10 protein-coding genes are annotated in these 11971 nt (G+C 37.6%); 8 read left to right on the top strand and 2 right to left on the bottom strand.

Annotation, left to right across the window (positions count from 1 at the left end; translation table 11 throughout):
* The first annotated feature begins 3 nt into the window (after positions 1–3).
* From R3D71_10155 to R3D71_10145, 3 genes are read left to right on the top strand one after another with little or no spacing between them, the layout of a single operon-like run.
* Positions 4–1305 (top strand): glycosyltransferase family 2 protein, encoded by a 1302-nt coding sequence (locus R3D71_10155; GenBank protein ID MEZ5692008.1) that lies wholly within the window; start codon positions 4–6, stop codon positions 1303–1305.
* Positions 1293–3761 (top strand): poly-beta-1,6-N-acetyl-D-glucosamine N-deacetylase PgaB, encoded by a 2469-nt coding sequence (locus tag R3D71_10150; GenBank protein MEZ5692007.1) that lies wholly within the window; start codon positions 1293–1295, stop codon positions 3759–3761. Before R3D71_10155 ends, R3D71_10150 begins: the two co-directional genes overlap by 13 nt.
* Positions 3758–4615, top strand: a complete 858-nt coding sequence (locus R3D71_10145) for a hypothetical protein (GenBank protein ID MEZ5692006.1) — start codon at positions 3758–3760, stop codon at positions 4613–4615. The genes R3D71_10150 and R3D71_10145 overlap by 4 nt, the downstream gene beginning before the upstream one ends.
* 26 nt (positions 4616–4641) lie before the next feature.
* Here R3D71_10145 and rho read toward each other — a convergent pair whose 3' ends face one another.
* Together rho and R3D71_10135 are read right to left on the bottom strand one after the other, a co-directional pair.
* Positions 4642–5901, bottom strand: a complete 1260-nt coding sequence (gene rho / locus R3D71_10140) for a transcription termination factor Rho (GenBank protein ID MEZ5692005.1) — start codon at positions 5899–5901, stop codon at positions 4642–4644.
* Positions 5902–6209: 308 nt separating this feature from the next.
* The gene (locus R3D71_10135; GenBank protein MEZ5692004.1) at positions 6210–7298 is read right to left on the bottom strand and encodes a mechanosensitive ion channel family protein; all 1089 of its coding nucleotides are present in this window, start codon (positions 7296–7298) and stop codon (positions 6210–6212) included.
* A gap of 112 nt (positions 7299–7410) precedes the next feature.
* On the opposite strand from R3D71_10135, the gene nhaA reads away from it, so the two are divergent.
* From nhaA to R3D71_10110, 5 genes are all read left to right on the top strand, one after another.
* Positions 7411–8652, top strand: coding sequence for a Na+/H+ antiporter NhaA (gene nhaA / locus R3D71_10130; GenBank protein ID MEZ5692003.1), 1242 nt, complete (start codon positions 7411–7413; stop codon positions 8650–8652).
* 261 nt (positions 8653–8913) lie between these two features.
* Positions 8914–9216, top strand: a complete 303-nt coding sequence (locus tag R3D71_10125) for a hypothetical protein (GenBank protein ID MEZ5692002.1) — start codon at positions 8914–8916, stop codon at positions 9214–9216.
* A 32-nt stretch (positions 9217–9248) separates the two neighbouring features.
* The gene (gene tnpA, locus R3D71_10120) at positions 9249–9680 is read left to right on the top strand and encodes an IS200/IS605 family transposase (protein MEZ5692001.1); all 432 of its coding nucleotides are present in this window, start codon (positions 9249–9251) and stop codon (positions 9678–9680) included.
* Positions 9681–9843: 163 nt separating this feature from the next.
* Positions 9844–11532 carry an ATP-binding protein gene (locus R3D71_10115; protein ID MEZ5692000.1) on the top strand — a complete coding sequence of 563 codons (1689 nt, stop codon included), beginning with the start codon at positions 9844–9846 and terminating at the stop codon, positions 11530–11532.
* Entirely contained in the window at positions 11519–11971 is a 453-nt protein-coding gene (locus R3D71_10110; protein ID MEZ5691999.1) for a response regulator, read from the top strand. The genes R3D71_10115 and R3D71_10110 overlap by 14 nt, the downstream gene beginning before the upstream one ends.

Below are 11971 nucleotides of genomic sequence, written 5' to 3'. Positions count from 1 at the left end.
TAGATGCATGGCACAGATATATCTAAAACCGGGCATCTTACTATTTTTGTAAGCTCGTTCGTTCTAACGGTAATTTCTGTTCTTGTGATGGAAAATATAGCGTTGCGTATCTATGCCATGATGAATAATGGGTGGGAACAATCACATATGTGGTTGTTATATGTATTTAGATTTTGTCTGAGTTTAACAATTTTCCCTTTTTACCTATTTGTTGGATGGAATTTTTGTTTTGGTCGTAAAGTAGGATTGCAGATGAAAAGTCTACCTTTCGTAACTGTTATTATTCCAGCTTTCAATGAACAAGAAACGGTAAAACGTAGTATTGAATGTGCGTTAGCTCAGGATTATCCAGAGTTTGAGGTAATTGTCGTAGATGATGGTTCTTCAGATTTTACTCCGCTTATAATTGAGAATCCTGAAGTGCGTAGTGTTCATATGAGTCAGAATCAAGGAAAGGCGACCGCTGTTAATCAGGCTATTTCTGAGGCGAGAGGAAAGTATATATTATTTTCTGACTCTGACTCACATCTTCATAAAGACGCTATTAGTAATCTTCTTCGTCATTTTTCTGACCCAAAGATTGGAGCTAGCTGTGGAAAACTTATAGTAAGACGCAATCATAGGTTGGTAGTGTTGTGGCAAAGTATTGAGTATATATTTAGTCAGGCTTTAGTAAAAACAGCTCAGGTTGGCAGTGGCTCTTCAATTACAGTTTGTCCAGGACCAATTTGTATGTATGAACGGAAAACATTGCTAGAGGTTGGTGGATTTAAGGATCGTACTATTGTAGAGGATTTTGACCTTACTTTGGAAATCGCTCGTATAGGTAAATACGCTACCTATGATCCTACAGCTATTTCTTGGACGACGACACCGGAGACTTTTAAGGCGTTGAAGAATCAGCGTTTGCGTTGGTATCGTGGTAATTTACAAGCGTTACTCTTACATAAAGATATGCTGTTTAATATGAAATACGGTTTTCTTGGCTTGTTTTGGCTGCCATATTTGTTGATTTTTGGTTTTGGTAGTGCCTGCCTAGAAGGGTTAATGATTATATTGCTGGTGCCATCTATTTTTTACTATGCGTCATGGAAATTCGGGATGTTAACCGTAATTTTATATGGGTTGTTTGAGGTGGTAAATATTTTAATGTATGTGGCTGTACTCGGTATGGAGCGTAGTATGAAAATGAATCTAATACTCGCTGCTTGTATAATGAAGCCATATAATCTTTTTCAAACATGGGTACGTTTACTTGCGATGTACCGCGAAATGAGAGGTGAGAGAATAACATGGAACGGATAAAATTATCATTTGGATTTATAGCCTATGTTGTAGTGACGTTATATATAGGTCTATCGCAATCGGTTTACGCGGCACCGGTGCTACTTACTTTTGATGTCGAGAAAATTGGGGATGCGGCAAAGCTTAAGTCTTTAGACATTAAAGTTCCGGCTACTTATTACGTGCTTGGCAAGTTCGCTAAAGAAAATCGTGATTTCGTAAAAGGGTTAGCGACAGAGTATAACACTATTGGCTCTCATGCTTATACTCATGCTAATCTTAAAGAAATTCCAATTGACACAGCGGAATTGGAGCTTAAGTCCAGTAAGGATTTGCTTGAGGAACTATCAGGCAGACCAGTGGTTTGGTTTCGCGCGCCATATCTGGAATATAGTGATGATGTAATGCAAAAGGTAAAAGAGCAAGGTTATCTTTATGACAGTTCTGATCATGAACGTTGGCGCAAACAGGGAACACTTCCAGAAATGCCAATATCATCACAGGATGGTACGGCTAATGTAGTTTCTGATTATGATATATTTATACGTAATGAGTTAAGGCAGGAAGAAGCTCTAAATTGGTTGAAAGAACGTTATAAGGAGCGTGAGAAAACAAAACGGCCGTTGGTAATTCTTTTGCATCCTTCTATTATCTCTGAGCACGCTTCTGTATTGCATGATTTTATAAAATTTGTTCAGCAAGAAGGTGGTGAGTTTCTTAGCAGTGACTCGTGGCTTAAACAATATAATGATGTACCTTTTAATAATGTAGGTCTTTGGGTTGATTATTCAGTAAGCAAGCCGAATGCTGATACTCTTATCGCGGACGCTCGTAGGATTAAAACTACTGATATATATTTAATGGTCGCTGATCATGAAGGACATGAATATTTTAGTCGTACTCCTCAAGATGAGGATGTTTTCGGTGAAATGGCAGCTAAGCTAAAAAAAGCTGGTCTTAAAGTTCATGCTTGGATGCCTATATTTATGAATCCAAGATTGGCACAGATTAATCCTGAATGGACGATGAAAGCAAGTAATGGCACATCGTCAATTCATTGGTTGTCACCGTATAATAAAGAAGTTCGTTATCATATTACCGAGACCGTAAAATTACTTATGACAAAATATAATCTTGATGGGCTGCATTTGGATTATATTCGTTTTCCTGATTTGGATCATGATTTTTCGCAAGCGGCTATTGATGGCTTTGTCGCTGACAGGAAAGAGAAGAATATTAAAAAAAATGAGCTTCTTTCAAAATATTATATGGATTGGGTAGATTATCGAGCGAAAACGATTACTGATTTTGTATCAGAACTAGCGGATATTGTTCATAAAACTGGAGATGGTAATTTGGAATTATCCGCTGCCTTGATCGCAGACGCGGCGACAAATTATCGTTCTCAGGAAAAATTTGGGCAAAATTACGCTATGCTTTCTAGTTATATTGATACCATAATTCCTATGGCTTATTTTAAGAATGAGCGTAAAGAGGAAGATTGGATTAAAAGAGTGAATTTCGCGGTACGTTCCGCTACAGGAAGCCGTAAATTATTTACTGGTCTTTCAGCGTATCAGCAACCACAATCATGGAAGATGACCGCAAGAGAGTTTGAGACATCGCTTAAATACGCGGCCGAGCTAGCTGGTGGTGTTGTTTTTTATAATTACGCTAACTTGTTTGGACGCGGGGATATTCCAGAATGGAACATGGAATCGTCACAGGTTAAATTTCTTGAAAAACAGATACCTTTATATAAAGCCAAAAAACTATCTGGTGATTCAGGCAAGTTCATTAAAGATAAAATTATTTTATCACCAAAGATTCATAATTTGTTATTCGCTGGTGGTGGGGCGGCTCTTACGGTTATTTTTATAATAGGTTGGCGTACCTTGCGTAAGAAGCGTATTCACGGCATTAGTGTTGATTCAGATAATGGTCGTAAGTTGGAGATAAATATTTCTGATGTAGATTTTTCTACGCTTGAGCGTGAGATAAGCGCGAACGGAGATATTCCCGCTGAAATGGTTGCTAGAGTTTCAGAGATTCTTAAATCTATGGGACCACAACGCATTAGCCATTTTAGAAGAATGCGTCTTTTGCAGATGGTAAAGGATAAGCCGGTTTCGGTCTCATTATTACAAAAACAGATGGCTACCTCGCCAAATATGCTCTCTGGTTTACGCCGTATTGAAGAAGCAGGGGTTCTTGGTTACATAAAAATTGATAGTGTTGGAAATGCAACAATAACCAGTATAGGCAAAGATCTATTGGAAAAAAGTGTTGAAGATGGTTATAGTATTGAGCTAATAAACTTTATAGATCAACGTTTGGTGGAGCATTTAGTGATTTGTTGTAATCAATGTGGAGCTAACACTTTAGGACACTGGTTCTGGGACTATTTTGAGTGTTCTGGTTGCCATAATAAATTTGATATTACAGGCGCTAAATCTATAGGGCTGAGCCATTCATGAAATGGCGACTGGCTCTTTTGTGCTGTATAATTCCTGTTACTGTACTTGCGGAAGAGGCAAGAAGTACCGATATAACGCCTTTTATTTTTAAGAATGAAGTTAATCCTCCGGTGGATGGTAAGGGTGGCGCTTGGCAACCTCTAAGAGGATGGGGAGAAATACGTTTCCCCAGTTCTGAGCAATTAGATGATAATGACAATCTGATCGTTGAGGGCGCTTTTAATAAAGACGTGATATTAAGGAATTACTCATCAACTTTTGTTGTTAAGGCTTTTGGCAGCGTTAATTATGTTTCTGATACAGAGGGTTTTGATTTTAATAATAAATTAAGACCAGCGGTCGGTGTCGCTCTGCAATATTATCCATTTTCCGGTATTGTGGTAGAAAATGGAATAAAATATGAGCTGGATTATAGATTGAGAACTCAGCGTACTTTGCATGGAGGGCAATTTTTTACCAATTGGTTTGCCGGTTGGAATTTACCTTTTTTTGATTCTCTGAAAAAACGTAATACAGCATTTCCTGGATTTACTTGGGGTGGGGTGAGATATCCGGGTTCTCAGGATGATGAAGAAGAGAGCAACATTATTGTAGAAGGCGCGGTTGAGCAGGGGGTGGACTGGTATCATACCGACGCTGTCACGATAAATAGCTATATAGAATTGAAATATATAGCTGATAAGGAAGAATATTCATACAATAACCATGTAACATTTAGTGTTGGCAGTAAATTGCGTATTCCCATAGGTAATGAGATTACTTTCCAGCCAGGGGTCAAATACAGCGTCAATAAGCGCTTTCTAAGCGGTAAGGTTAGAGAGGATACAATATTCTTTGTTAATTGGTTCTTTTAGAGATTATTTCATAGATTATTTTTAGGCTACGAATTCATCTTATCAAAAAACTCGGAATTAGTTTTTGTCTCAGTGAGTTTTTCTATCAAGAACTCTATTCCTTCCATAGCTCCCATTGGAGCGAGTATTTTACGCATCACCCACATTTTAGTAAGCGTAGATTTATCAACAAGCAGGTCTTCTTTGCGAGTTCCGGACTTAGTAATATCAATAGAAGGGAATATGCGTTTATCAGCCATTTTACGATCTAGTACTATTTCGCTGTTACCGGTTCCTTTGAATTCCTCAAAAATAACTTCATCCATACGTGAACCGGTATCAATAAGAGCGGTGGCGATTATGGTAAGGGAGCCACCGTGCTCTATGTTACGAGCGGCTCCAAAAAATCTTTTCGGACGTTGCAGCGCGTTAGCGTCAACACCACCGGTAAGTACTTTTCCTGATGATGGAACTACCGTATTATAAGCACGCGCTAGACGAGTTATAGAGTCCAGCAATATCACTACATCCTTTTTATGCTCAACCAATTTTTTGGCTTTTTCTATAACCATTTCTGCAAGCTGCACGTGACGAACTGCCGGTTCATCAAAAGTTGAGGATACTACTTCTCCTCTTACCGTGCGTTGCATATCTGTTACTTCCTCAGGACGTTCGTCAATTAGCAGAACTATTAGATAAGCGTCGGGGTGATTAGCGGTAATTGAGTGAGCTATATTCTGTAGGAATACCGTTTTACCAGTTCTTGGCTGTGCGGTAATAAGAGCGCGTTGTCCGAAACCTATTGGGGCGACAATATCCGCCACTCGCATTGATAGGTCTTTTTTGTCTGGTCGGTCCTCTATCTCAAGCTTAATCCTTTTTTCAGGATATAAAGGCGTAAGATTATCAAAATTTATACGTTGCCGAACTTGTTCAGGGTCGTCATAATTAATTTTGTTGATTTTGAGCATAGCGAAATAACGCTCACCATCCTTTGGCGCGCGAATCTCACCTTCTACCGTATCACCAGTACGCAGCGCGAAGCGGCGTATTTGGCTGGGAGATACATAAATATCATCAGGACCAGCTAGATAATTAGCAAGTGGGGAACGCAGAAACCCAAAACCATCCTGTAATACTTCCACCACCCCCTCACCAAGAATAGCCTCCCCTTCTTCCGCTTTCTTTTTTAGGATAGCGAAAATCATTTCTTGTTTGAGCATGGTGCTGGCATTTTCAATTTGCCCTTCTTCCGCTAGTTTTAGGAGTTCGTCAGGACTTTTCAGTTTAAGTTCTTGTATATTCATAATTATACCGGATTAAAAAGTTGATAATATTATATTGAGAGATTACAGGGGACAAAAAACAGCTATGCGCTCATTTTATAAATAACTTAAAATATTAGGAGGGGGTAAGGATATAAACAAGCAGCTAAAGTAAAACAATTACGTTAAACAGTCAACTACAATAATCGTAGATAAGAAGCTATAGTAATTCAATTTTATCTTTATTCATAAAAATAAATTTATCTCACTCCTACTACGGGACTACTGTCGCCTGTGCAGAGCATAGCTAAAGGCTAACACGACCTGACTTGTCCTGTAGTTGGTATATATTAGTTATTAGGAATAATATCAGCATTACTAGAAAGTTGTACAAGTTGTGTTGGAAAGGCGATTTCCGCGCCATGCGCTGATATTATGTCGCTTATTTTAAGCAATATCTCTTGTTTTATATCAAGAAATCCAGCCCAATCGGTGTTTCTTGAAAGAGCGTAGACAAAAATATCCACAGAATAGGCGGAAAATTTATCAAGATTAACCAAAAGCGCAGCTTTTTTATCTATTTGTTGGTGGTTTAACAGATAATCTTTTATATCGTTTACTATCTGAGAAACCAGTTTTATATCATCATAACGAATACCGATAATTTCATTAAAGCGGCGATGGGTCATTCTGCTGGGGTTTATGACTACCATATTGCCAAACATGGAATTAGGCACAAAAACTGGACGTTTATCAAAGCGGCGGATAACGACCTGTCGCCAGCCGATATTTTCCACAGTTCCCTCCACGTCTTTTTCTGGTATGGCGACCCAGTCACCGATGGCAAATGGGCGGTCAAAATGGATCATAATCGCGCCAAACAGGTTAGCGATCATATCTTTAGCAGCGAGCCCTACTACTATTCCGCCGATACCACCAAAAGTAAGTAGACCATTTATGCTTATGCCAAGACTTGGTAGGATAAGCAGAATCATCGCTATTAATATGACAGTTTTAGCGACTTTCTCCATAGTAAGAGCCGCTGAGTTGCTGACATTTTCATATTTGATAGCGGCAAAGTTAAAATAACGGCTGGAAAATCTTACGAGGAACCATGCGACAACAGCGGTGTGAATGGCTGGTTGAAAACCGAGAAGTGATTTAATTATCGCTATGTGGAATTGCTCGTATAATACTGAGAGTGAAAGGGTGATACCGCCAACCCAGACAAAAACTCTAACCGGTAAAGATAATGATGAGATTATCACATAGCGCCATGAAGCGGGATTATCACCAGATATTGTTCCGTAAATACGGTGTATTATCCTTTGTAGTATTATGCTAGCAAGTAGAGTCGCTGATAGAACTAAACATATCTGTACTAGCCATTCGCTATTTTTATTAATAATTAAAACTAGTTCGTTCCAAAAATCCGCCATAAAAATATTTCCTATAGTATAAAACAGTCATTTACATTGACAGTTCATCGCTGTTTTTATAACCAATAATAGTTTTATATATAGCTCAGTAACCTAATTCAAGATTATAGCGATGACAAATCTACCAGATAGTATAATTCCTAAAAGATTTTCTATTCCCAAAATAGTGAAACGTTTCCTCAATATGGAAGCGTCAGGTGGCATAGTTCTGATTATCGCTACGGCTCTCGCGTTGTTTTCGGCTAATAGTTTTTTACATGATAGCTACAAGGATTTTATCAATATTCCTGTAATGTTTGGTTTTTCAGAAAATAGCGCGACTGAGCCTCTTAAGACATGGGTAAAAGACATATTGATGGTCTTGTTTTTCTTGCTTATCGGACTTGAGTTAAAGCGGGAGGCGGTAAGTGGATTTTTATCGCAGAAGGATCAGATAATATTACCGATGTTAGCGGCTATTGGTGGAATGTTGGCACCGGCGGCTATTTTTCTTTTGTTTAATTATGAACATCCTGAAAATTGGCATGGTTGGGCGATACCTTCGGCGACTGATATTGCTTTCGCGCTTGGCATATTAATGTTGATAGGGCGTGGTGTGCCTCCGGCGTTAAAGATATTTTTGCTAGCGATAGCGATTTTTGATGATATAGGAGCTATTTTGATAATAGCTTTGTTTTATAGTGGCGCTCTTAATTTAAGTGCTCTTGGCTTGGCTGTTATTGGTGTATTGGCGTTGTTTATTTTGAACCGTATGCGTATAGGCATGATAACGCCGTATATTGTCGTTGGTATATATTTATGGTTCTGTTTCCATATCTCAGGAATTCACGCGACAATAGCAGGTGTTTTAGTAGGATTGTTTATTCCTATGAAGGCTGGCAAGAATAATGAGAAGTCACCGGTAAATAAAGCTATTCATTTTTTACATCCTTGGGTTGCTTTTGTTATTCTGCCGATATTTGCTTTTACTAGCGCGGGAGTAAGTTTTGCCGGACTTACATTACAACATTTATTGAATCCGATACCTATAGGTATCGCCTTATCATTATTTTTTGGCAAACAGATTGGTATTTTTGGGACTACATGGATTGCTATAAAGTGTAATCTCGCAAAGCTTCCAGATTCAACTAGTTGGTTGCATGTTTACGGGGTTTCCGCCCTTGCCGGCATTGGTTTTACTATGAGTTTATTTATTGGGATACTCGCGTTTCCTGAATCAGTGCAGGATGAAATTAAAATAGGAGTTATAACTGGTTCAGTGTTATCGGCTATATTAGGTTTTATTATTCTTTCAATGACGAAAAAAAATAGCGATGATAATTCATTAAAAGATAGTATTAATGAAAAAAATTAATTTGTATTTTAATATGTAATTTCATTGTAAGTTTTATTTTGGGATTTTCTTTAGAGGAACAATTAAGGCAATTTTAATTGTTGGCTTATTTATCAACACTTTATCGTGATTTATAGTTGTTTTTTGCGGTGGCTTCTTAAATTGACGCAATATATTAATGTTACGTCATAATATGGGAATCATGCAATGTTTTAATTACTAAAAAATATATTTTTGCTATCATAAGTATATGTATAAAAATTATAAATATAGATGGCAAACATGGAAAGATTATTTGATATAAGTCGTTATATGCCACATGGATATTGTCTTTTGTGGCAACCTGAATTGGTGTGGATGCATGTTGTAGCTGATGTAGCGATAGCGCTCGCCTATTTTATTATTCCACTCACCATCATGTATTTACTTATTAAACGAAAGCAAAATATTCCTTTTTCTTGGGCATTCGTAATGTTTGCCCTGTTCATTGTGTCGTGTGGGGTAACACATTTACTGTCGGTTGTAGTGTTGTGGCATCCTATTTATCCGCGTTCTAAGACCGCCTGCGTGAGCTGGCGGATGTAGCGCAGCTACAATCTTCCTGCTACAAATAATATATGAGTTACAGGAAACAAAATAACTGCATCTATCTATGTCACTATCACCTTGTTTTTGCGACTAAATACCGTCGTAAGATTATCAACGAAGGTGTTAGCGAATTTTTGAGGAATAGACTCTATGAAATAACGGAACATTATCCAGAAATAGATATTATGGAATATAATGATGATAAAGATCATATACATATTCTTGTGTCTATTCCTCCAAAGATGAGCGTAGGAGATGTTGTACGAATAATTAAGACGAATACAGCACGCAAAATCAAGGTAAAGTTTCCGTTTCTCAAAAAGGTGTATTGGGGTACAGATAGTATATGGTCGGGCAGTTATTTTGTTTCTACGGTGGGGATAAATGAAAAGATTATACAGCGTTATATAGAAAAACAAGGGCAGGAAGATTGTGGCCAAGCGAAGCTTGAACTAGAGTGAAACCGCCTGCGTAAGCTGGCGGAGATTCACTATTTTCAAGGAATAATAAAAGCCGTAACGGCTGTGTTTTCTATTGCTACCGCTATATTGATGATTCCACTTATCCGCAGACTTTTAGATATATTTACAGAAGAAGATAACCAATAATAATATTAAATAAATTATGGAAGATGGCTACAAGAAGAAACGCGATGAAATATTGACACTGGCACCGTTATTGAGGAGGTATATTTTTCCTATATTAGTAACTATGGTTGGTATAAGTCTTTCTGCTGCCGCTTTCATCGTCACCCTGCACTACAAAGTTGATAAGCTGGAGCATGACTTTCATAATTATAGTCAAAGTCAATATACACAACTAGTTCATCGTTTTAATGCGTACATAAGGGGACAAGAAATAGCAGCAGGAGCGATTGCTTCTGTTAATGCTCTTAAAGAAGAACAGTTCTTCCAGATTATTTCACCTTTGTTCTCAAGAGGGGAGTTTGCCGCGTCCTTCTTGATTCCTAGTGATAATAAATATAATGACATGGAATTCATAAAGCTTGGTCAGGATATAAACCCAAAAAACGTGCCTATTAAAAATAGTGATGCAATAGTAAATTCTATTGAAAAAGCATCTAAGCAGAAAAAAAATACTGTCGTAGGACCGTTTAAGTTTTTTACTGGTGAGCACAATAGTAGCGATTTAGCGTTTATTTTTCCTGTATACGATAAGCGGCACATAAAAGGATATTTGGTAAGTATACTGGATTTAATGAAAACATTTTCTGCTACTATGAATTGGCAAGATAATAACGAAGATTTATCAGTGTATGTATATAAAAATGATGGTGATAAAAGAAGGCTATTTTATTATAGCGATATAGAGGGACATCATTTTTCATCAACTCCTGAATTATCTTATGATAATGTGATAAGAAAATCACCGTTCTATAGAGAGGAGACAGTAGAACTTTTAACTTGTGAGTGGAAAATATTATTTGTTCCCACACAACAATATCTGGCTCAGGCTGTTGACTTTTTGCCATGGATAGTATTGGTGGCTGGAACACTAGTTACTATAGTTCTAAGTATGTTCGTATTTTCTCTAGTAAATCAGAATATACGTATACAGAATATAGTAAAGATGCAAACTATAGCCTTAAAACGCTCTAATGAAGAGCTAGAACGTTTCGCTTATGTAGCATCTCACGATCTTAAGGCTCCTCTTCGTGCTATTGATCAGTTATCTAATTGGTTGGAAGAAGATTTGGGTCCGTTACTGGATGGTGACAATAAAGAAAACATGGAAACTCTACGCGGACGAGTAAGACGTATGAATAATCTCTTGGATAGTTTGCTTGAATATTCACGGATTGGAGTAAAAATCAATAATAAAGATAACCCAGTGATAAAAGGAAGTGATTTAATAACTGATATAAAACAGCTTTTGAACCCACCTAAAGACTTTACCATATCAGCTGACGATACATTCAATGGATTACTTGTATATAGAATGCCGTTGCATCAGGTAATGCTTAACTTGATTAATAACGCTATTAAACATCACGATAAGGATGATGGGCATATAGAAGTTTCCGCAAAGGAAATGAATACTCATTATGAAATTTCTGTGAAGGATGACGGTCCGGGTATAGCTGAGAAGTTCCACAGAAAGATATTTGAGATGTTTCAGACACTACAGCCAAGAGACAAGGTTGAGGGGAATGGTATGGGGCTGGCATTAGTATCTAAGATAGTAACAACCATGAACGGTAACATTTATATTGAGTCAACGGAAGGTAGTGGCGCGGTTTTCCGCTTTACTTGGTCAAAAATCAAAGGGAGAAAAAATAATGAAGGAAAATAGCTATACGGACTGCAATAACAGAACCGTTCATATATTGCTTGTTGAAGACGATGATGTAGACGCATCAGGTCTACGGAGGGCATTGAAGAACGCCAAAATTATAAACCCAGTGCATAGAGCGCGTGATGGTATAGAAGCGCTGAATATGCTAAAGGGCAGAGAAGGTGTGGAATTAGTTTCTGAGCCTTATCTGTTGTTAGTAGATCTTAATATGCCGCGTATGGGTGGTATTGAGCTTATTACTGAGATAAGAAATGATGAAGAGTTAAAATCATCTGTCGTTTTTGTGCTTACTACATCTAAGCATGATGAAGACATGGCTGCTGCTTATAATCTAAACATAGCCGGTTATATACTAAAAGAAAATGCTGGCGATGATTTTATAAGATTGATTGATTTGCTTGATAGTTATTGGCGTATAGTGGAAATGCCACAATAG

It is taken from the genome of Rickettsiales bacterium (genome assembly GCA_041396965.1).
In the GTDB taxonomy this organism is placed as follows: Bacteria; Pseudomonadota; Alphaproteobacteria; order Rickettsiales; family SXRF01; genus SXRF01.
The sequence above is the reverse complement of the archived record's forward strand: the minus strand, read 5'-3'. Positions and strand labels throughout refer to the sequence as shown.

Excerpts from the sequence above, each read along its gene's own strand:
- R3D71_10155 (MEZ5692008.1), top strand. The coding sequence starts at position 4 with ATGCATGGCACAGATATATCTAAAACCGGGCATCTTACTATTTTTGTA.
- R3D71_10150 (MEZ5692007.1), top strand. The coding sequence starts at position 1,293 with ATGGAACGGATAAAATTATCATTTGGATTTATAGCCTATGTTGTAGTG.
- R3D71_10145 (MEZ5692006.1), top strand. The coding sequence starts at position 3,758 with ATGAAATGGCGACTGGCTCTTTTGTGCTGTATAATTCCTGTTACTGTA.
- rho (MEZ5692005.1), bottom strand. The coding sequence starts at position 5,901 with ATGAATATACAAGAACTTAAACTGAAAAGTCCTGACGAACTCCTAAAA.
- R3D71_10135 (MEZ5692004.1), bottom strand. The coding sequence starts at position 7,298 with ATGGCGGATTTTTGGAACGAACTAGTTTTAATTATTAATAAAAATAGC.
- nhaA (MEZ5692003.1), top strand. The coding sequence starts at position 7,411 with ATGACAAATCTACCAGATAGTATAATTCCTAAAAGATTTTCTATTCCC.
- R3D71_10125 (MEZ5692002.1), top strand. The coding sequence starts at position 8,914 with ATGGAAAGATTATTTGATATAAGTCGTTATATGCCACATGGATATTGT.
- tnpA (MEZ5692001.1), top strand. The coding sequence starts at position 9,249 with ATGAGTTACAGGAAACAAAATAACTGCATCTATCTATGTCACTATCAC.
- R3D71_10115 (MEZ5692000.1), top strand. The coding sequence starts at position 9,844 with ATGGAAGATGGCTACAAGAAGAAACGCGATGAAATATTGACACTGGCA.
- R3D71_10110 (MEZ5691999.1), top strand. The coding sequence starts at position 11,519 with ATGAAGGAAAATAGCTATACGGACTGCAATAACAGAACCGTTCATATA.